The organism is Streptomyces sp. NPDC102441, from assembly GCF_044765585.1.
Classification (GTDB): domain Bacteria; phylum Actinomycetota; class Actinomycetes; order Streptomycetales; family Streptomycetaceae; genus Streptomyces.
Genome location: NZ_JBIWKH010000001.1, coordinates 547548 through 568009, shown reverse-complemented (window position 1 = coordinate 568009; position 20462 = coordinate 547548). Strand labels below are relative to the sequence as shown.

Genomic DNA, 20462 nt, shown 5'->3' with positions numbered 1-20462 from the left:
GGTGCCCGTAGGCTGTACGCGCATCGATTCCGGTGCGGGTACACACGGTTTTCAGGTTTGCAGGAAGGCGTACGGCGGACATGTCGCAGCAGGAGACGGACGAGCAGACCGGTGTGGACGACGAGGGATTCCTCGTGGACACCGAGGACTGCGAGGCGCGTGAGGCGGCGCACCGGGAGCGCGGCACGTCCCGCCCCATCACGGTGGTCGGCAACCCGGTGCTGCACAAGGAGTGCCGGGACGTCACGGAGTTCGGCGACGAGCTCGCGCAGCTGATCGACGACATGTTCGCCAGCCAGCGGAATGCACAGGGCGTGGGCCTGGCCGCCAACCAGATCGGCGTCGACCGCAAGGTCTTCGTCTACGACTGCCCTGACGACGACGGGGTGCGGCACGTCGGCGCGATCTGCAACCCGGTGCTGGAGGACCTCGCGCCGGAGCAGCGCAACCTCGACGACTCCAACGAGGGCTGCCTCTCCGTGCCCACGGCGTACGCCGCGCTCGCGCGCCCCGACTACGCGGTCGTGCGCGGCCAGGACGCCCAGGGCAACGCGGTGAAGGTGCGGGGCGACGGCTACTTCGCGCGCTGCCTCCAGCACGAGACGGACCATCTGTACGGCTACCTCTACATCGACCGGCTCTCGAAGCGCGAGCGCAAGGACGCGCTGAAGGAGATGGCGGAAGGCACCCCGCGCTACGAGATCGTCCCGAACGACTGATCTCCCCTGCCGTACGGAGCGGGGGCCTCGCCGCAGGGCGGGGCCCCCGCTCCGTGCCCGGCGGCGCGGGCGGACGGTTCGGCTCCGTCAACCAGCGTTCTCCGGGGCGTAGTTGACGCGCGTCGACCCGTCCGCCAGGCTCGTCCCCACGCCGCACCACCACGCCTCACGTGCAGGGAGATCCCCATGCTCAGACGTACCGCACATCTGCTGCTCGGCCTTGTCATGACCATGGCCTTCGCCATCGGCGGTGCCGTCGTCACCGCGGGCACCGCACAGGCCGACGGCTGTTTCACCTGGACCCGCACCCTGAAGTCCGGTGCCACCGGCAACGACGTCACCCAGCTCCAGATCAGGGTGGCCGGTTATCCCGGATACAACTCCGTGCTGGCCGTCGACGGCTCGTACGGCCCCGCCACCACGGCCGCGGTCAAGCGCTTCCAGTCCGCGTACGGACTCGCGGCGGACGGGGTCGCCGGACCGGACACGCAGGCCAAGCTCTACGCGCTCCAGGACAACGACTGCACCCCCGTGAACTTCACCTACCCCGAGCTCAACAAGTGCAACAGCACCTGGGCGGGCGGAGCGGTCGCCGCGGGTACGGCCAAGGCCAACGCCCTGAGCAGCATGTGGAAGCTCCAGGCCCTGCGGCACGCGCTGGGCGACCAGCCCCTCCGGGTCACCAGTGGCTTCCGTTCCACGTCCTGCAACTCCGCGGTGGGCGGAGCGACGAACAGCCGCCACCTCTACGGTGACGCCGTCGACCTCGGCGCCGGGCCGCACTCCCTGTGCACCATCGCCCAGCAGGCCCGCAACCACGGATTCAACGGGATCCTCGGCCCCGGCTACGCGGGCCACAGCGACCACATCCACGTTAACCAGGGGCCGAGTCACTTCTGGTCCGCCTCGCAGTGCGGCATCTGACCGCACGCCCCTGGTGACCGGGCCCCGCCGGGACGATCGCGTGATCACCCCGGCGGGGCCTTCCCCGTCAGGCCACCTCGGTCAGGCCTACCGGCCCCCGGAACGTGCGCCGGTAGGCGTTCGGGGTCGTGTCCAGCGAACGTACGAACTGATGGCGCAGCGCCGCCGCGTTCCCGAAGCCGGTCCGCCCCGCGATCGTGTCCATGGTCTCGTCCGAGGTCTCCAGCAGATGCTGAGCCAGCAGCACACGCTGCCGGAGCAGCCAGCGGTAGGGCGTGGTGCCGGTCTCCTGCTGGAAGCGGCGGGCGAAGGTCCGGGGCGACATATGGGTCTGATCGGCCAGCTGTTCGACCGTTATCTCCTGGTCGAGGTGGCGCTCCATCCACGCGAGGGTGTCCCCGACCGTGTCGCACCGGGTGCGGGGCAGCGGGCGCTTGATGTACTGCGCCTGGCCTCCGTCCCGGTGCGGTGGGACCACCATGCGGCGGGCGACGGCGTTCGCGACGGCGGGCCCGTGCGCCTGGCGGACCAGATGCAGGGCGGCGTCGATGCCCGCGGCCGTCCCCGCCGACGTGATGACCGGCCCCTCGTCCACGTAGAGCACGTCCGGCTCCACGCGTGCCTTCGGGAAGCGGCGGGCCAGCTCGTCGGCGTGCCGCCAGTGGGTGGTGCAGCGGCGGCCGTCCAGCAGGCCGGCCGCCCCGAGGACGTACGCGCCGGAGCAGACGCTCAGCACCCGCGCCCCGCGGTCCACGGCCCTGCGCAGGGCGTCCAGGACCTCCTCGGGGTAGGTGCGCTCCACGAAGTGGGTCCCGGCCGGTACGGCGATGAGGTCGGCCTCCTCCAGACGGTCGAGACCGTAGGGGGTGCTGATGGAGAACCCGGCGTGTGTCTGGAGGACCGGGCCCTCCGCCGAGACGACCGCGAAGTCGTGGTTGGGCAGGCCCTCGTCGGAGCGGTCCAGCCCGAACACCTCGCACAGGACGCCGAGTTCGAAAGGGTTGACCTCGTCGAGCAGCAGAGCGGCGACATTCTTCAGCATGGCGCCAGTGTGGCAGCAATTCGATGGTGTGTGACAGTCCTGCCACTGCCGGAATTCGTCCGCCCGGACGACAGTAGAGCCATGAACACATTCCTGAGTTACCTGTCCATAGCCGCCCTTTTCGCCCTCGTTCTGCTGCCCGCCCTCGTCGGGCTCGCGCGGGAACGCCGGATCGACCGCGAGCTGCGTGACGCGGAACGGCGCAGGGAGACAGCGCCCCCGGAAACGGCGGGCGCCGCGCAGCCGCTCACGGCCACGCGGCGCCCGTACGTCAGGTCCTGGGCGCGGATCTAGAAGTCGTCGTCGAAGCCGACGGACCCCTCCACCGCCACCTGGTAGGCGGAGGGGCGCCGCTCGAAGAAGTTCGTCAGCTCCTGCACGCCCTGGAGCTCCATGAAGGAGAACGGGTTCTCGGAGCCGTAGAGCGCGGGGAAACCGAGCCGGGTGAGCCGCTGGTCGGCGACGCACTCCAGGTACTGGCGCATCGACTCGGTGTTCATCCCCGGCAGGCCCTCGCCGCACAGATCGCGGCCGAACTGGAGCTCCGCCTCGACAGCCTCCTTCAGCATGTCGGTGACCTGCTGCTGGAGGGCGTCGTCGAAGAGCTCGGGCTCCTCCTTGCGGACGGTGTCCACGACCTCGAAGGCGAAGTTCATGTGCATCGTCTCGTCACGGAACACCCAGTTGGTGCCCGTGGCCAGCCCGTGCAGCAGACCGCGCGAGCGGAACCAGTACACGTACGCGAAGGCGCCGTAGAAGAACAGCCCCTCGATGCACGCGGCGAAGCAGATCAGGTTGAGCAGGAAACGCCGGCGGTCGGCCTTCGTCTCCAGCCGGTCGATCTTCTCGACCGAGTCCATCCACCGGAAGCAGAACTGCGCCTTCTCCCGGATCGAGGGGATCTCCTCGACCGCGTCGAAGGCCGCCGCACGGTCCTCCGGGTTCGGCAGATAGGTGTCCAGCAGCGTCAGATAGAACTGGACGTGCACGGCCTCCTCGAACAGCTGACGCGACAGATAGAGCCGCGCCTCGGGCGAGTTGATGTGCTTGTAGAGCGTCAGCACCAGGTTGTTGGAGACGATCGAGTCACCCGTCGCGAAGAACGCGACGAGCCGGCCGATCATGTGCTGCTCACCCGGCGACAGCTTGGCGAGATCGGCGACGTCGGAGTGCAGGTCGACCTCCTCCACCGTCCAGGTGTTCTTGATCGCGTCCCGGTAGCGCTCGTAGAAGTCCGGGTAGCGCATGGGGCGCAGGGTCAGTTCGAAGCCCGGGTCGAGCAGGTTCTTGTTCTCGGATGTCGTCATTACTGACAGGCCTCGCAGGACTCGGGGTTTTCGAGGGAGCAGGCGATCGCGTCTGCGTCGGGAGCCGTCGCCTGCTGTACGGGAACGGTTGCGGCGGCGGCCTTGCCGGACGCCGCGCGGGCGATCCGGGTCGCCGGGCGCGACCGCAGGTAGTACGTCGTCTTCAGCCCCTGCTTCCAGGCGTACGCGTACATCGAGGAGAGCTTGCCGATCGTCGGCGTCTCCAGGAACAGGTTGAGCGACTGGCTCTGGTCGAGGAACGGCGTACGGGCCGCCGCCATGTCGATCAGGCCACGCTGCGGGATCTCCCACGCCGTGCGGTACAGCGCCCGCACCTCCTCGGGGATCCAGGCGAAGCCCTGCACCGAGCCGCTCGCCTCGCGCAGCGCCTCACGGGTCCGCGCGTCCCAGACGCCGAGCCTCTTCAGCTCGTCGACCAGGTAGGCGTTGACCTGGAGGAACTCACCGCTGAGCGTCTCGCGCTTGAAGAGGTTGGAGACCTGCGGCTCGATGCACTCGTACACGCCCGCGATGGAGGCGATCGTCGCCGTCGGCGCGATGGCCAGGAGCAGCGAGTTACGCATCCCCGTCCTCGCGACCCGGGCGCGCAGCGCCTCCCAGCGCTCCGGCCAGTTCAGCTCGGTGTCGTAGTGGTCGGGGTGCAGCACGCCGCGGGCGGCACGCGTCTCGGACCAGGCGGGGAGGGGACCCGACCGCTCGGCGAGTTCACAGGAGGCCTCGTAGGCGGCCAGCATGATCCGCTCGGAGATCCTCGTCGACAGGGCGCGTGCCTCGGGGGAGTCGAACGGCAGCCGCAGTTGGAAGAAGACGTCCTGGAGGCCCATCGCGCCCAGACCCACCGGCCGCCAGCGGGCGTTGGACCGGCCGGCCTGCTCGGTCGGGTAGAAGTTGATGTCAACGACCCGGTCGAGGAAGGTCACGGCGGTACGGACGGTGGAGTCCAGCCGCTCCCAGTCGATGGTGCCGTCGGCGACGAACGCGCCCAGGTTGACCGAACCCAGGTTGCAGACCGCCGTCTCGCCGTCGTCGGTGACCTCCAGGATCTCCGTGCACAGGTTCGAGGAGTGCACGACACGGCCCGGTTCGGCGGTCTGGTTCGCCGTGCGGTTGGAGGCGTCCTTGAACGTCATCCAGCCCTGCCCGGTCTGGGCGAGGGTCCGCATCATCCGGCCGTAGAGCTCACGTGCCGGCATCGTCCTGCGGGCGAGCCCCTTGGCCTCGGCGGCGCGGTACGCGGCGTCGAACTCGTCGCCCCACAGGTCCACCAGCTCGGGGGCGTCGGCCGGGGAGAACAGCGACCACTCCGTGTCCGCGTCGACGCGGCGCATGAACTCGTCCGGGATCCAGTGCGCCAGGTTGAGGTTGTGCGTACGCCGCTGGTCCTCACCCGTGTTGTCGCGCAGCTCCAGGAACTCCTCGATGTCCGCGTGCCAGGTCTCCAGGTAGACGGCGGCGGCACCCTTGCGGCGCCCTCCCTGGTTGACCGCGGCGACCGAGGCGTCCAGCGTCTTCAGGAACGGCACGATCCCGTTGGAGTGCCCGTTGGTGCCACGGATGAGCGAACCCCGGGCGCGGATTCGGGAGTACGAGAGCCCGATGCCGCCCGCGTGCTTCGAGAGGCGCGCCACCTGGTGGTAGCGGTCGTAGATCGAGTCCAGCTCATCCAGCGGCGAGTCCAGCAGATAGCAGGACGACATCTGCGGGTGCCGGGTGCCGGAGTTGAAGAGGGTGGGGGAGGAGGGCAGGTAGTCGAGCCGGTTCATCAGGCCGTACAGCGCGGTCACTTCCGCCAGGGCGTGCTCGGAGGTGTCCTCGGCGAGCCCGGCGGCGACGCGCAGCATGAAGTGCTGCGGGGTCTCGACGACGTCGCGGGTGAGCGGGTGGCGCAGCAGATACCGGCTGTGCAGCGTACGCAGCCCGAAGTAGCCGAAGCGGTCGTCGGCACCGTCGGCGAGCGCCTGGTCGACCAGGGCGTCGAGCGTGGCGGCGTGCAGCGTGACGAACTCGGCCGTACGGTCCGCGATCAGGCCCTCGCGATGTCCGACGGCGACCGACGCCGAGAAGGAGACAGCACCCTGGCCGGTGGCCTCGTCCGCGATGGCCCGGGTGAGCAGCCGGGCGGCGAGCCGGGAGTAGGCCGGGTCCTCGGAGATCAGGCCGGCGGCGGCCTCGGTGGCCAGCGAGCGCAGCTCGGCCTCGTCCGACCGGGCGTTGCGGCCGCGCAGTGCGGCGGCGGCCACGCGTCCGGGGTCGGTGTCGGGCAGATCGGCGGTGAGACCGGTCAGGGTCCGCAGCAGTGCGGTCCCGGGCGCGTCGGTCGTACGGCCTTCGGATTCCGTGGCTGAAACCGGGTCGGCTGGCGCGATGGTCACTGGGGCTATCCCTCGCTCGGCTCAGGGCCTGCGGGAGCGGGGCAGCCGGGCACGGCGGCGCCCGGGAAAGGGCGGCACGGCGCACGGCGTCCACCGGCCCTCCGCGGGGCCCGGACGTCTCGGCGCCCGGTTCGGTCGAGCCGGACGCACTGTCGACAGGTTTTCGGACTTCGGGGTACGCGAAAGCACACCGATCACACCGTTGCGGGACAGTTCCGGATTCGCACCGGATTCCCCTGCGGCGACAGCGAGGTTGAGCATACATGTGGGGGCTGCTGATTGAAGAAGCCCCCACATGTTGTGTCGTGGTGGGGTCAGAGCTCCAGCCGGAATGTCAGGAGTGCCGGGCCGGGCAGGGGGCACCAGTCCCGTTCCGGCGTTCGTCCGAAGCCGAGCCGGCGGTAGATCCGGTGGGCGTCCAGCATGGCGGACTGCGTCGACAGAACGATCCCGGAGAGCCCTCCGGTGGCCCGTGCCCGCTCGATACAGGCCCGTACGAGCGCCTCGCCCGCCCCCCGTCCACGGGCGTCAGGCGAGACGGCCAGCATCCGGAACTCGGCCTCGTCCTCGCCGGCGATGTCGGCCCAGGGGCTGCCGGGCGCGACATAGGTGACACCACCCAGCAACCGGCCGTCGGCGTCCACGGCCACCAGCACCTCGGCCTCGGCCGCCCGGCGTCCGACGGCGCGGAGGTGTTCCAGGTAGGGGTCGACGGCGCCGAAGTCCAGGAGTCCGTCGCCGAGATACGCCTGCGCGGTGATCTCGCCCAGTTCCTCGAACTGAGCGGGCAGAGCCGGCCTGATCGATACGTCCATGGGAGGAAGTCTGCCGCAGGCAACGGGTGGGGCGCGCCCCGGTTCCGGGCGACGACGGCCACGGGGACGGGGCCGGGAACGACGCCGTCCCGGCAGGGCGGACCCTGCCGGGACGGACGTCGTTGCCGTACGGCGGCTGCCGCGGAGGTCAGTGACCGCCCGGGGAGCCCGCCGTGGCCGGCGGGAGCTCGACCTTGACGCCCGGGTCGCCGGAGTCCGCCGTGTAGTCGGAGGGCGAGGTCTCGTCCACGCCGGCCGGAGCCTTCACCGCGTTGAGGACGAACGTCAGCACGACCACGACCACGAGGTTCAGCACGAAGGCGGTGAGACCGATGTAACCGATCTCGCCGAGGCCCGGGATCTCCTTCGAGGACCCGCCGAAGTGCTTCTGGGTCGGGCTGGCGACCCCGTACGCGGCCACCGTGCCGTAGACCATGCCGACCGCCCAGCCCGCTATCAGGGCCCAGCGGTGGAACCAGCGGGTGAACAGGCCGCCCACCAGCGCGGGCATCGTCTGGAGGATCCAGATACCGCCCAGCAGCTGGAAGTTGATCGCGACCGTCTTGTCCATGGTGAGGACGAAGGCGAGCGCGCCCACCTTGACCAGCAGCGAGACGAGCTTGGAGACCTTGGTCTCCTGGGCCGGGGTCGCGTCGGGCTTGAGGAAGTCCTTGTAGATGTTGCGGGTGAAGAGGTTCGCCGCGGCGATCGACATGATCGCGGCGGGCACCAGGGCGCCGATCCCGATCGCGGCGAAGGCCACGCCGGCGAACCAGTCCGGGAACATGTTCTCGAACAGCTGCGGGATCGCCAGCTGGCCGTTGTCCACCTTGACCCCGGCGGCGATGGCCATGAACCCGAGCAGCGCCAGCAGACCGAGCATCAGCGAGTACAGCGGCAGGATCGTGGTGTTGCGCCGGATCACCTCACGGCTGCGGCTGGAGAGCGTCGCCGTGATCGAGTGCGGGTACATGAAGAGCGCCAGTGCCGAGCCCAGGGCCAGGGTGGCGTAACCCCACTGACCGGAGACGCCTGGCGCGAGTCCGGCCACCGGTTTGCCCGCCGCCTCGTTCGCGGCGGAGAACTTCTCGTCCGCCGCGGCGAAGATGTCGTCGAACCCGCCGAGCTTGATGGGGATGTAGATGATCGCCACGACGATGACCAGGTAGATCAGGCCGTCCTTGACGAACGCGATGAGCGCGGGCGCGCGCAGCCCCGAGGAGTAGGTGTACGCGGCGAGGACGGCGAACGCGATCAGCAGCGGCAGGTCCTTGATGAACCAGTGCGTGGTCTCGCCGCCGCCGACGCCCATGACGTCCAGCACGGCCTGGATGCCGACCAGCTGGAGCGCGATGTACGGCATCGTGGCGAGGATGCCGGTGACGGCGACCGCCAGCGAGAGCCCCTTCGAGCCGAAGCGGCCACGGACGAAGTCCGAGGTGGTGACGTAGCCGTGCTTGTGCGACACCGACCACAGACGCGGCAGGAAGGTGAAGATCAGCGGGTAGACGAGGATCGTGTACGGCACGGCGAAGAAGCCGGCCGCGCCCGCCGCGTAGACCGCCGCGGGCACCGCGACGAAGGTGTACGCGGTGTAGAGGTCGCCGCCGAGCAGGAACCAGGTGACCCAGGTGCCGAACGACCGTCCGCCCAGGCCCCACTCGTCGAGGCTGGCCTCGTTCTCGGCCTTGCGCCAGCGCGCCGCCATGAACCCGATGACCGTGACGGCCAGGAAGAAGAAGATGAACACGGCGAGTGCGACGCCGTTCACGCCGTTGTCCGTCATGCTGACGCACCCCCCTTGCGGGCGCGCTGGTCACGCTGCCACAGCTTGTACGCGATCATGGTGAGAGCGGTCGAGATGAGCACCCAGAGCATCTGGTACCAGTAGAAGAACGGGATGCCGATGAAGGTCGGTTCGACCTTCGCGTACGAGCTGACCCAGAGCATCGCCACGAACGGGGCTATCAGGCAGAGCCCGATGACCACCCTGACGGGTGTCACTGTCGGCGCTGTTGGTGGGTTCGCATCGGTATCTTCTGGCATGTGGCGACTCCGTCCCCTCGCTGATCACCTGGTGTAACGCGCAGGAAATCTAAGCGAATGCCCCGTCCACCGTCACCCCTGTCCGCATTGCGGTCGTGCAACGGTCCGGTGTCGCCCGAAATGCCTGATCCCCCCGCGGGCGCAGGGGGATCGGCTGCCGGTGGGGCCCGGAACGGTCTCAGTCGGTGGGGCGCTTGAGGCGCGCCACGAACTTGTACCGGTCACCCCTGTACACCGAGCGCACCCACTCCACCGGTTCGCCCTCCCCGTCGATCGAGTGCCGGGACAGCATGAGCATCGGAAGGCCGACGTCCGTGCCGAGCAGTCCTGCCTCGCGCGGCGTGGCGAGCGAGGTCTCGATGGTCTCCTCCGCCTCGGCGAGCCGGACGTCGTACACCTCGGCCAGAGCGGTGTAGAGCGAGGTGTACTTCACCAGCGAACGGCGCAGTGCGGGAAAGCGCTTGGCCGAGAGGTGGGTGGTCTCGATGGCCATCGGCTCGCCGCTGGCGAGCCGGAGCCGCTCGATCCGCAGCACCCGGCCGCCCGCCGTGATGTCCAGCAGCCCGGCGAGCGTGTCGTCCGCCGTGACATAGCCGATGTCCAGCAGCTGGGAGGTGGGTTCCAGGCCCTGGGCGCGCATGTCCTCGGTGTACGAGGTGAGTTGCAGGGCCTGGGAGACCTTCGGCTTGGCTACGAAGGTCCCCTTGCCCTGGATGCGCTCCAGCCGCCCCTCGACCACCAGCTCCTGGAGCGCCTGGCGCACCGTGGTGCGTGAGGTGTCGAACTCGGCGGCCAGGGTCCGCTCGGGCGGCACCGGGGTGCCGGGCGGCATGGTGTCCGTCATTTCGAGGAGATGGCGCTTGAGCCGGTAGTACTTGGGGACGCGTGCCGTACGCACACCCGCACCGGTCTCGCTCGTGCTGCTGCCCCCGTCGGCACCCATGGCCCGCCTTCCCGACTGCTGCGTTGCTGCCGTCACCGGCTCCTCCGTCTGTCGCGGCTCACATGGTGGCACGGTCCGGTCACGGGTCGTCGCCCTCCCTCAGGTGTCGGTCCTGTAACGGACGCGAGTGCACTTCTTATACACCCTTGACACCCCTAAAGGTCTAGGCCAAGCTCCCGGTACTGGTCTAAACCATTAAAGACCAGGTCCCAGCCCCACAGGTAGCGCCAGGCGTACGTCTTCGCGGTGGGCGGGGGGTTGCAGCACCCTGAGGAGGGTTTGGCGTGAAGCGCAAGCTCATCGCGGCGATCGGCGTCGCGGGCATGATGGTCAGCATGGCAGCGTGTGGCTCCGACGACGGCGGCAGCGACAGCAAGAAGTCCGGTCCGGACAGCTACAAGGGGGAGACCCTGACCGTCTGGGCCATGGACGGTTCGACGCCCGAGCAGTGGCAGAAGGACCTGTCCGCCGAGTTCGAGAAGAAGACCGGCGCCAAGGTCAAGTTCGAGGTGCAGGTCTGGAACGGTATTCAGCAGAAGCTGACGACCGCTCTCTCCGAGGAGAACCCTCCCGACGTCTTCGAGATCGGCAACACGCAGACCGCGGCCTACGCCAAGACCGGGGGCCTCGCGGACCTGGGCGACCTCAAGTCGGAGATCGGTGGCGACTGGGCCGCCAACTTCAACGAGGCGTCCGTCGTCGACGGCAAGCAGTACGCGGCCCCGTGGTGGTTCGCCAACCGCGTCGTGGTCTACAACAAGTCGGTCTTCAAGGAGGCCGGCGTCACCGAGGCCCCCAAGACCCGTGACGAGTTCTTCGCGGCGCTGGACAAGATCAAGGCCAAGGGCAAGGCCGAGCCGATCTACCTGCCCGGCCAGAACTGGTACTTCTTCGACGGTCTCACCATCGGTCAGGGTGTCGACCTCATCAAGAAGGACGGGGACAAGTGGGTCTCCAACCTCGCCGACCCGAAGATCGGCGAGGCGATGGACCTGTACAAGAAGTTCCAGGGCTACTCCAAGGCCCCCAAGGACAAGGACGAGGCGACGCCGCAGCAGGCGGACGTCTTCGCCAAGGGGAAGACCGGCGCCTTCATCGGCATGGGCTGGGAGGCCGGCACGGCGATCAAGGCCAACCCGGCCATCGAGAAGGAGATCGGCTACTTCACCATTCCGGGTGAGACCGCCGACAAGCCCGAGGGTGTCTTCCTCGGTGGCTCCAACCTCGCCGTCGCCGAGGGCAGCGCGAAGCAGGACCTCGCCAAGGAGTTCCTGAAGCTCGCGCTCTCCGACAAGTACGAGGGCCAGCTGGCCAAGATGAACGGCGTCATCCCCAACAAGGAGTCGCTGAACTCGAACCTGACCGGTAACCCGGTCGCCGAGGCCGCCGCCCCGTCCGCGAAGTTCGGTGGCACCACGCCGCTGATCCCCGAGTGGGCCGCGGTCGAGAACGCGCCGAACCCGGTCAAGACCTTCATGACGGCGGTCCTGAACGGCAAGTCGAACGCCGAGGCCGCCGCGCAGGTCGAGGAAGAGTTCAACAAGCGCCTCGCGCAGAAGCAGTAAGCAGGCCGATTCGCCGGGGGCGGGCTCCATGACGGAGCCCGGCCCCCGGCTGTGTCCCATGGTGCCGAGAAAGAGATGGCGAGCATGACCGTGCAGACCGAACGGCCGCCCTCCGGGCCTACGGAGGTCACGAAGCGGGCCGAGACCGGACCGGGCCGCCGCAGGGCGGGCAGACCGCCCCTGGCCCCGTATCTGCTTCTGCTTCCCCCCGTGGCCGTGACCCTGGTGTTCCTCGGCTGGCCCGTGGTCAAGAACACCCTGCTGTCGTTCCAGAACCTCAACATGAGGCAGCTGATCCAGCACCTCACCGAGTGGAACGGGATCGACAACTACACGGAGATCCTCGGCAGCGAGAACTTCTGGAACGTCACCGGCAGGTCGATCGTCTTCGCCGGCACCAACGTCGTCCTGATCATGCTGTTCGGCACCCTGATCGGCCTCCTGCTCGCCCGTCTGGGCAAGCGCATGCGCGTCACTCTGCTCGTCGGGCTGGTTCTCGCCTGGGCCATGCCGGTCATCGCCGCGACCACCGTCTACCAGTGGCTCTTCGCCTCGCGGTTCGGAGTCGTCAACTGGGTGCTGGACGCCATCGGCTTCCACTCCATGGCGGAGTTCAACTGGACCGGCAGCCAGTTCTCGACCTTCTTCGTGATCACGGTCCTCATCGTCTGGCAGTCGATCCCGTTCGTCGCGATCAACCTGTACGCCGCTACGACGACGATCCCCAAGGAGCTCTACGAGGCCGCCTCGCTGGACGGCGCGGGCCCCTGGAAGAGCTTCACCTCGGTCACCATGCCGTTCCTGAAGCCGTTCCTCCTCGCGACCACGTTCCTCGAGGTCATCTGGGTCTTCAAGGCCTTCGCCCAGGTCTTCGCGATCAACGAGGGCGGCCCGGACCGGCTCACCGAGATCCTCCCCGTCTACGCGTACATCGAGGGCATCGGCAACCAGCACTACGGCATGGGATCGGCGATCGCGCTGCTCACCATCGTGATCCTGCTCGTCCTCACCTCGTACTACCTCAGGCTCGTCTCCAAGCAAGAGGAGGACGAGCTGTGAAGCGCTCGGCTTCGTCCCGGTTCCGCCGCATCTGGCCCAACGCCACGGCAATCCTGCTGGTCATCGGCTTCGTGTTCCCCGTGTACTGGATGTTCGCGACGGCCTTCAAGCCGACGCCGGACATCGTCTCCGAGGACCCGGTCTGGTTCCCGACCGACATCACGTTCGAACACTTCCAGACCGCCATCGACGCCGAGAACTTCTGGACGATGGTCCGGAACTCGCTCACGGTCACCGTGCTCGCCGTGGCGTTCTCCCTGATCCTGGCGCTCGCGGGATCGTTCGCCCTCGCCCGGATGCGCTTCAAGGGCAGGCGGGGCTTCATCATCGGCTTCATGGTCGCCCAGATGGCGCCCTGGGAAGTCATGGTCATCGCGATCTACTTCATCGTGCGCGACACGGACATGCTCAACAGCCTGATCCCGCTGACCCTCTTCTACATGGTCATGGTCCTGCCCTTCACCCTGCTGACGCTGCGCGGCTTCGTCGCCGCGGTGCCCAGGGAGCTGGAGGAGTCGGCCATGGTCGACGGGTGCACCCGGCCCCAGGCCTTCGTCAAGGTGATCCTCCCGCTGCTGGCTCCTGGGCTGATGTCCACCTCGCTGTTCGGCTTCATCACGGCGTGGAACGAATTCCCGCTGGTCCTGGTGCTCAACAAGCAGGCCGAGGCGCAGACCCTGCCCCTGTGGCTCTCCCAGTTCCAGAGTCAGTTCGGCGACGACTGGGGCGCCACGATGGCCGCCTCCTCGATCTTCGCCATCCCGATCCTCGTCCTCTTCGTCTTCCTGCAGCGCAAGGCCGTCAGCGGTCTGACCGATGGCGCAGTGAAGGGATAACACGGCTGTCATGACCACCCTCGTATCCACAACGGACACCCTCACCCGCGACGCGCTCGCCGTCCTTCAGCCCGGATTCACCGGGACGACCGCCCCGGACTGGCTCCTGCGCAGAGTCGGCGAAGGCCTGGCCTCCGTCGGACTGTTCGGCCGGAACATCCACTCGCCCGAGCAGCTCGCCGCGCTCACCGCCCAGCTGCGGGCCGAGCGCGACGACGTACTCGTCGCGATCGACGAGGAGGGCGGCGACGTCACCCGGCTGGAGGTCCGCAGCGGCTCGTCCTTCCCCGGCAACCTCGCCCTCGGCGCCGTCGACGACACCGGCCTGACCAGGGCCGTCGCCCGGGAGCTCGGCCGCAGGCTGGCCGAGTGCGGGGTCAACCTGAACTGGGCGCCGTCCGCCGACGTCAACTCTGATCCGGGCAATCCCGTCATCGGCGTACGTTCCTTCGGGGCCGGTACCGGGCTCGTCGCCCGCCACACCGCCGCGTACGTCGAGGGCCTCCAGTCCGCCGGCGTCGCCGCCTGCACCAAGCACTTCCCGGGGCACGGCGACACGGCGGTCGACTCGCACCACTCGCTGCCCCGCATCGATGTGGACCTGGAAACCCTGCACGCCCGTGAGCTGGTGCCCTTCCGGGCGGCCATCGCGGCGGGTTCCAAATCAGTGATGAGTGCACATATCCTGCTTCCCGCACTCGACCCGACCCGGCCCGCGACTCTGAGCCCCCAGATCCTCACTGGTCTGCTGCGCCAGGAGCTGGGCTACGACGGGCTGATCGTCACCGACGGCATGGAGATGGACGCCATCGCCGGTACGTACGGCATCGAGCACGGATCAGTCCTCGCCATCGCCGCCGGCGCCGACGCCATCTGTGTCGGCGGTGGACTGGCCGACGAGAACACCGTGCTGCGGCTGCGCGACGCGCTGGTGGCGGCGGTGCGGAGCGGTGAACTGCCCGAGGAGCGGCTGGCCGACGCGGCCGCACGTGTACGGGCCCTCGCGTCCTGGACGCAGGGGGCCAGGGGGGCCGCACCGGGGCCGGGCGCGGACACGCAGGAGGGGACCGCGCCCGGTTCCGGAGCCGACATCGGGCTCGTCGCGGCCCGGCGGGCCGTGACGGTCACCGGCACCGCCGCGCCGGTCGGCGAGCCGGCGTACGTCGCGGCGTTCACCCCGGTCGCCAACATCGCCGTCGGCGACGAGACGCCGTGGGGTGTCGCGGCCGAGCTGGCCCGGATACTGCCCGGCACGGAGACGGGCACCTACAGCACCGCGAGCGCCTCGCCGGCCGCGGAGGTGCTGAGGGCGGCGGGGGAGCGGCGCATCGTCGCCGTCGTCCGTGACGCACACCGGCACGCCTGGATGAGCGAGGCGCTGGACGCCGTGCTGGCGGCGCGTCCCGACACGGTCGTGGTCGAGATGGGCCTGCCCCACGCGCCGCCCCGGGGCGCCCTGCACGTCGCCACGTACGGCGCGGCGCGGGTGTGCGGGGCCGCGGCCGCGGAGGCGATCACGGGCACGGTCTCCTGAGACCGCGGGAGCGGACGCACGAGGGCCGGGCCACCGTCACAGGTGCCCGGCCCTCACGCGTACGGGGTCTTTACAGGCCCTGCCACTGCGGCTTCGCCGCGTACGTGGCGCGGAAGTAGTCCGCCAGTTTCAGCTTCGACGCCGCCGCCTCGTCGACCACCACCGTGGCGTGCGGGTGCAGCTGGAGCGCCGAGGCCGGCACGATCGAGGCGATGGGGCCCTCGACCGTCCGGGCGACCGCGTCGGCCTTGCCCTCGCCGGTGGCCAGCAGGACCGGGTGGCGGGACTCCAGGATCGTGCCGATGCCCTGGGTGATGACGTGGCGGGGCACCTGCTCGATGTCGTCGTCGAAGAAGCGCGCGTTGTCGATCCGCGTCTGCTCGGTGAGCGTCTTGATGCGGGTGCGGGAGGCGAGGGACGAGCACGGCTCGTTGAAGCCGATGTGCCCGTCGGTGCCGATGCCGAGCAGCTGGAGGTCCACGCCGCCCGCCTCGGCGAGCGCCTTGTCGTAGGCCTCGCAGGCCGCCTGCACGTCCTCGGCGGCGCCGTCCGGGCCCATGAAGGACTTCTCGGACAGGCCGAGCGGCTCGATGACCTCGCGCAGCACGACCGAGCGGTACGACTCTGGGTGGCCGGCGGGCAGCCCGACGTACTCGTCGAGCTGGCAGATGCGGGCGCGCGAGGCGTCCACGGCGCCGGAGCGGACCTTCTGGGTGAGGGCCTGGTAGATGGGCAGCGGGGTCGAGCCGGTGGCCACGCCGAGCAGGGCGTCGGGCTTGCCGCGCAGCAGGGCCGCGATGGCCTCCGCGATCAGTTCGCCGCCTGCCGTGGCGTCCGGGACGATGACAACTTCCACGCTGTGCCTGCCGATCTGAAGAGTGGCGTCATGTGGTATAGACCAATCTGGCCCCAATCTAGCAGAACGGCGCGGCCCGGAGGTGAACCGTCCGCGTGTGCGCCGCCGGTTGTCGCCCTGTCGGCGGACGGTCCCGACCCTCGGGGGAGCGTCCCCGGAAACACCTGCGGGGAACGCCCCCGGAAACACCCGCGGGGCGCGGCCCCCGGAAACACCCGCGGGCCGCGGCGCCAGGACGGGACCCTCAGCCCGTCCGGCACCGCAGCCCGGAGCTAGGGGCCCGCCTTTCGGCAGGCCCTGCCTGGCCGGCGGTGTGCGGTGCCTCCGGCCACTGGAGGCACCGGCGCAGTCAGGGCAGAGAGCGCCGGGTGCCTCGGTCCGCTCTCCTGTGCGGGGAGAGCGGAGGTTCGTCTCGCGGGGGGCATGTCCTGCCAGTCGCACCCCTACGTGGTGCATTGTGGACTAGACCAATAGCCTGTGTCCATCCATGTGCGCGGACATTCTCCGGTCCGGACCGCGCCCGCTCACAGTGTCACGTATGCGGGGACCCATCGGTTCGGAACCTCCTCGTCTTCACAGGTACGCTCGCACCTGTGCCCTCCATGAACGACCTTGTCCGCCAGCACACAGCCCTGAGTGACACCGACCTCGAGTGGCTCCATCTGCTGGTCTCGGAGTGGCAGCTGCTCTCCGACCTCTCCTTCGCCGACCTCGTCCTGTGGGTACCCACCCGCGACGGGACCCGCTATGTGTCCGTCGCGCAGATGCGGCCCAACACCGGCCCCACCTCCTACCAGGACGACATGGTCGGCCACCTCGTGCCGCGAGGCCGCCGGCCCCTGCTGGACGCCGCCCTGGACGAGGGCCGCATCGTGCGTGAGGGAGACCCGGAGTGGCGCGAGGAGGTGCCCGTCCGGGTCGAGTCGATCCCCGTACGGAGGGAGGGCCGGATCCTCGGGGTCATCGCCCGCAACACCAACCTGCTCACCGTGCGTACGCCGTCCAGGCTGGAGCTCACCTACCTCCAGTCCGCCTCCGACCTGGCCCAGATGATCGCCGCCGGGTCCTTCCCGTTCCCCGGCCAGCAGGTCGACATGGACGCCTCGCCGCGCGTCGGTGACGGGCTGATCAGGCTCGACGCCGACGGTGTCGTGCAGTACGCCAGCCCCAACGGCCTCTCCGCCTATCACCGGCTGGGTCTGGCCTCGGACCTCGTCGGCCACAACCTCGGCGCGACGACCGCCGAACTCGCGCCCTCGCGCGGCCCGGTGGACGAGGCCCTGGTCAAGGTGGCGAGCGGGTACGCCCCCCGGGAGTTCGAGGTCGAGGGTGCCGGCGGGGTCATCCAGCTGCGCGCGATCCCGCTCAAGCCCAAGGGTGTGCGTATCGGTTCGCTGGTGCTGCTCCGCGACGTCACCGAACTGCGGCGCCGTGAGCGCGAATTGATCACCAAGGACGCCACCATCCGGGAGATCCACCACCGGGTGAAGAACAACCTCCAGACCGTGGCCGCCCTGTTGCGGCTCCAGGCGCGCCGGATGGATTCCGAGCGGGGCCGTGAGGCGCTCAACGAGGCCGTGCGGCGCGTCGGTTCGATCGCCATCGTCCATGAGACGCTGTCCCAGAATCTGGACGAGCGGGTCGAGTTCGACGAGATCGCCGACCGGGTGATCGCGATGGTCGCCGAGATCTCGCCCGGAAAGGTCACCTGCCGCCGCACGGGCCGCTTCGGGATCCTCGACGCGGAGGTGGCCACTCCGCTCTCGATGGTGCTCACCGAAGTGCTGCAGAACGCCCTGGAGCACGCGTTCACCGTGGCCGAGCAGGGCACCGTGGAAGTGTCCGCGGTGCGCGGTGGCTCTCCGGCCGAGGGCCGGCTGCGGATCACCGTGACCGACGACGGGCGTGGACTGCCCGAGGGGTTCGATCCCCAGCGGACCGGAAATCTGGGGCTGCAGATCGTGCGGACACTGGTGGAGGGTGAGCTGAGCGGCACCTTCGGCATGGTCCCGGCCCCGGTGCGTGGCACACAGGTGGTGCTCGACATCCCCGTACAGAACGACAAGTAGCGACCGACGTCGCCACACAGCAGTGGGCCCGGACCGTTGTGACGGTCCGGGCCCACTGCGTCGTGCTCACGGTGCGATGCGCTTCGGGGGTACTGCGCGCTGCGACTCGAAGGCGGGGCTGTGCGTACGCTCTGTACGCGCCGCCTGGCTGAGGCTCGTCGTGCGGGTGGCGTCGGTCAGGCGCTGGCGTTACGCGCCCGGTTGCGAGCGGCACGGCGCTTCATTGCGCGGCGCTCGTCCTCGCTGAGGCCACCCCAGACGCCGGAGTCCTGGCCGGACTCGAGCGCCCACTGCAGGCACTGCTCCATGACGGGGCAGCGACGGCAGACGGCCTTGGCTTCCTCGATCTGCAGCAGCGCAGGACCGGTGTTGCCGATGGGGAAGAACAGCTCGGGGTCTTCCTCACGACAAACGGCGTTGTGACGCCAGTCCATGGCTGCTACCTCTCCTTGGTATTACATGCTGATGCTTGTGAATGTGAACGCTTTCACGAATCCCCCCGCAGACGAAGGTCCGACGCCCAGACGAACTGGATGTGGTCCTGTTGTGGTGAGGAGGGGTTCTGGCTCTCAGTGGAGGCCGATGTTGCGGGCCGTCCCGATCGCCATGTAGAGATTCGCAAACCTCGGCGGCGGATACAACCCCTTCTGGAAAGTTTTTTTTGATTCCTCGGTGTCGACTAGGTCACAGCCGTACTTCTAAGGGGTGGGGGCCAGCCCAAACGTTCGAGTTAAAGGACTTTCGCCCCTTCTACTCACACAATCACACGCAGTGCACGGCGTACGCCTGTGAACGTCACGCTCGTACGCAGTCCCAGGTGGTCACCGTCCATCTGGAAGGGCAGTGGAGCCTTTGAATGCAAGGTGAAGTCCGTGAGGTCGTGCAGGGAGACGGCGTGCTTGCCGTGAGGGCCTTTCTCCGGGCTCGAAGTGAGCAGCTGGGTGGCGTACCGGGTCACGGCGGGGGTGGAGAGACGCTTGAGCGCGAGGACGTCCAGGGCGGTGTCGAAGGAGGCCTTCGGGGAGGCGTATATCGGACGATTCCCCAGGTAGGTCCAGGGTGCGGTGTTGCAGATTATCGACAGCGCGAGGTCGGTGACCGGGTCCTGGCCGGGCACCTCCAGGGTGATCATGCCGTTCCGCCGGTGCGGGTCGTCCATGAACTGCCGGAGCACCTGGCGCACGTACAGCGCATGGGTCGACCGCTTGCCCCGCTCGCGTTTCTGTTCGACCCGGCCGATGACGCCCGCGTCGAAACCGAGCCCCGCGCAGAAGGTGAACCACCGGCCGGGAACGGCCTCGTCCGGCGTACCCGGGGTGCCGGCCGCCAGGCCGAGGCCCACCGTGCGCTCGCTGCGGGCCTCGAGGGCGTCGAGGATGGCGCCCGTCGCCTCCACGGCGTCGTTGGGGATGCCCAGGGCGCGGGCGAAGACATTCGTGGAACCGCCGGGAACCACGGCCAGGCTGGGCAGGCCCTCGGGGTCCGGGCCGTTGTGCAGCAGCCCGTTGACCACCTCGTTGACCGTGCCGTCGCCGCCGAGGGCGACCACCAGCTCGATGTCGTCGGAGTCGGCTGCCCGCCGCCCCAGGTCCCGGGCGTGCCCGCGGTACTCCGTCGTCACGGCCTCGATCTTCATCTCGCTCGCCAGGGCGTGGATCAGCACGTCACGCGTGCGCGCGCTGGTAGTGGTGGCAGCTGGGTTGACCACGAGGAGTGCGCGCATGTCCGCCAGAGTACCTACCGCGCGGTACCGCCCTGAAGTCACGATCCGCCGGGTCCATGGGTGGTCACACAGCGTGACCTCCTGCCCGTGGCCCGTGTCCGCCGCTGCCCCGGCTTCGCGTTCCGGAAGTCAGGATGCGAATCTGAAAGACGTGAGCACTCAGCAGAACACGCCCTCTCCGTCGCCCTCGGCCGGCCCGGAGAAGCCGGGTCGGATCGCCGCACTGGCCGTACTCAACGCGCTCGAAGGCGCGGCGCTCGCCGTCGGCGGGATCTACATGCTGGCCGTCGGACTGTTCGGGCGGCCCGACAGCATCCAGCAGGCCGAGATGGGCGGACTCACGCTGGTGGCACTCGGCCTGATCCCGCTGTTCGCCGCCCGTGGACTGCTGCGGAGGCGCAGCTGGAGCCGCGGGCCGGCGCTCATCACCCAGCTGATGGCGCTGCCGGTCGCCTGGACGCTGCTGCGGTCCCAGGGCGCGCTCATCCCCGCGGGCATCGTCCTCGCGGCGGTCGCCGTGACGGCACTCGTGCTGCTGTTCGACCCTGCGACGACGGAGGCGCTGGGCATCCGTCGGGGGCCGCGTACGACCCCCGACGCCTGACCTGATCCGTCTGACCTGATCCGTCTG

At 69.1% G+C, this 20462-nt stretch carries 19 protein-coding genes and 1 riboswitch; of the genes, 9 read left to right on the top strand and 10 right to left on the bottom strand.

Translation table 11 applies throughout. The annotated features are described in order from the left end of the window. Positions 1-80: 80 nt before the first annotated feature. Both def and ACIREO_RS02635 read left to right on the top strand, forming a co-directional pair. Positions 81-719, top strand: a complete 639-nt coding sequence (gene def, locus ACIREO_RS02640; protein ID WP_404103974.1) for a peptide deformylase — start codon at positions 81-83, stop codon at positions 717-719. Positions 720-905: 186 nt separating this feature from the next. Further along, entirely contained in the window at positions 906-1643 is a 738-nt protein-coding gene (locus ACIREO_RS02635) for a D-Ala-D-Ala carboxypeptidase family metallohydrolase (RefSeq protein ID WP_404103971.1), read from the top strand. Between the two features lie 67 nt (positions 1644-1710). On the opposite strand, the gene ACIREO_RS02630 is transcribed toward ACIREO_RS02635, so the two are convergent. Beyond that, positions 1711-2685 carry a GlxA family transcriptional regulator gene (locus ACIREO_RS02630; protein ID WP_404103969.1) on the bottom strand — a complete coding sequence of 325 codons (975 nt, stop codon included), beginning with the start codon at positions 2683-2685 and terminating at the stop codon, positions 1711-1713. Positions 2686-2766: 81 nt separating this feature from the next. Between ACIREO_RS02630 and ACIREO_RS02625 the strand changes: the two genes are divergently transcribed. Then, positions 2767-2979, top strand: coding sequence for a hypothetical protein (locus tag ACIREO_RS02625; protein WP_404103966.1), 213 nt, complete (start codon positions 2767-2769; stop codon positions 2977-2979). Here ACIREO_RS02625 and ACIREO_RS02620 read toward each other — a convergent pair. The 6 genes from ACIREO_RS02620 to ACIREO_RS02595 all read right to left on the bottom strand — a co-directional run bounded on the left by ACIREO_RS02620 (position 2976) and on the right by ACIREO_RS02595 (position 10189). Continuing rightward, on the bottom strand, positions 2976-3992 hold the full coding sequence (locus ACIREO_RS02620) for a ribonucleotide-diphosphate reductase subunit beta (RefSeq protein ID WP_404103963.1): 1017 nt from the start codon (positions 3990-3992) through the stop codon (positions 2976-2978). The genes ACIREO_RS02625 and ACIREO_RS02620 overlap by 4 nt on opposite strands. Then, entirely contained in the window at positions 3992-6385 is a 2394-nt protein-coding gene (locus tag ACIREO_RS02615) for a ribonucleoside-diphosphate reductase subunit alpha (RefSeq protein WP_404103960.1), read from the bottom strand. The genes ACIREO_RS02620 and ACIREO_RS02615 overlap by 1 nt, the downstream gene beginning before the upstream one ends. A gap of 158 nt (positions 6386-6543) precedes the next feature. Next, a riboswitch (cobalamin riboswitch) is annotated at positions 6544-6621 on the bottom strand. 78 nt (positions 6622-6699) lie between these two features. Continuing rightward, positions 6700-7200 (bottom strand): GNAT family N-acetyltransferase, encoded by a 501-nt coding sequence (locus tag ACIREO_RS02610; protein ID WP_404103957.1) that lies wholly within the window; start codon positions 7198-7200, stop codon positions 6700-6702. A gap of 148 nt (positions 7201-7348) precedes the next feature. Continuing rightward, a complete protein-coding gene (mctP, locus tag ACIREO_RS02605; protein ID WP_404103955.1) occupies positions 7349-8986 on the bottom strand; it encodes a monocarboxylate uptake permease MctP in 1638 nt (545 codons plus the stop codon). Next, the gene (locus tag ACIREO_RS02600) at positions 8983-9246 is read right to left on the bottom strand and encodes a DUF3311 domain-containing protein (protein WP_404103952.1); all 264 of its coding nucleotides are present in this window, start codon (positions 9244-9246) and stop codon (positions 8983-8985) included. The genes mctP and ACIREO_RS02600 overlap by 4 nt, the downstream gene beginning before the upstream one ends. A gap of 178 nt (positions 9247-9424) precedes the next feature. Further along, on the bottom strand, positions 9425-10189 hold the full coding sequence (locus ACIREO_RS02595) for a GntR family transcriptional regulator (RefSeq protein ID WP_404104476.1): 765 nt from the start codon (positions 10187-10189) through the stop codon (positions 9425-9427). A gap of 284 nt (positions 10190-10473) precedes the next feature. Here ACIREO_RS02595 and ACIREO_RS02590 point away from each other — a divergent pair, with 284 nt between their 5' ends. The 4 genes from ACIREO_RS02590 to ACIREO_RS02575 all read left to right on the top strand — a co-directional run bounded on the left by ACIREO_RS02590 (position 10474) and on the right by ACIREO_RS02575 (position 15183). Next, positions 10474-11754, top strand: coding sequence for an extracellular solute-binding protein (locus ACIREO_RS02590; RefSeq protein WP_404103950.1), 1281 nt, complete (start codon positions 10474-10476; stop codon positions 11752-11754). Between the two features lie 84 nt (positions 11755-11838). Next, positions 11839-12813 (top strand): carbohydrate ABC transporter permease, encoded by a 975-nt coding sequence (locus ACIREO_RS02585; RefSeq protein WP_404103948.1) that lies wholly within the window; start codon positions 11839-11841, stop codon positions 12811-12813. Further along, positions 12810-13649, top strand: coding sequence for a carbohydrate ABC transporter permease (locus ACIREO_RS02580; RefSeq protein WP_404103945.1), 840 nt, complete (start codon positions 12810-12812; stop codon positions 13647-13649). Before ACIREO_RS02585 ends, ACIREO_RS02580 begins: the two co-directional genes overlap by 4 nt. A gap of 10 nt (positions 13650-13659) precedes the next feature. Next, positions 13660-15183 carry a glycoside hydrolase family 3 protein gene (locus tag ACIREO_RS02575; protein WP_404103943.1) on the top strand — a complete coding sequence of 508 codons (1524 nt, stop codon included), beginning with the start codon at positions 13660-13662 and terminating at the stop codon, positions 15181-15183. A gap of 70 nt (positions 15184-15253) precedes the next feature. On the opposite strand, the gene nagB is transcribed toward ACIREO_RS02575, so the two are convergent. Beyond that, positions 15254-16039: a glucosamine-6-phosphate deaminase gene (gene nagB, locus ACIREO_RS02570; protein WP_404103940.1), complete on the bottom strand. Its 786-nt coding sequence runs from the start codon at positions 16037-16039 to the stop codon at positions 15254-15256. Between the two features lie 602 nt (positions 16040-16641). Between nagB and ACIREO_RS02565 the strand changes: the two genes are divergently transcribed. After that, complete coding sequence (locus tag ACIREO_RS02565) at positions 16642-18108, top strand: sensor histidine kinase (protein WP_404103938.1); 1467 nt, start codon at positions 16642-16644, stop codon at positions 18106-18108. 176 nt (positions 18109-18284) lie between these two features. Here ACIREO_RS02565 and ACIREO_RS02560 read toward each other — a convergent pair whose 3' ends face one another. Both ACIREO_RS02560 and ACIREO_RS02555 read right to left on the bottom strand, forming a co-directional pair. Beyond that, complete coding sequence (locus tag ACIREO_RS02560; RefSeq protein WP_003953983.1) at positions 18285-18542, bottom strand: WhiB family transcriptional regulator; 258 nt, start codon at positions 18540-18542, stop codon at positions 18285-18287. Positions 18543-18862: 320 nt separating this feature from the next. After that, positions 18863-19831 carry a diacylglycerol/lipid kinase family protein gene (locus ACIREO_RS02555; protein WP_404103935.1) on the bottom strand — a complete coding sequence of 323 codons (969 nt, stop codon included), beginning with the start codon at positions 19829-19831 and terminating at the stop codon, positions 18863-18865. Between the two features lie 151 nt (positions 19832-19982). Here ACIREO_RS02555 and ACIREO_RS02550 point away from each other — a divergent pair, with 151 nt between their 5' ends. Next, positions 19983-20435 carry a hypothetical protein gene (locus ACIREO_RS02550; RefSeq protein ID WP_404103932.1) on the top strand — a complete coding sequence of 151 codons (453 nt, stop codon included), beginning with the start codon at positions 19983-19985 and terminating at the stop codon, positions 20433-20435. The last annotated feature ends 27 nt before the right edge of the window (positions 20436-20462 follow it).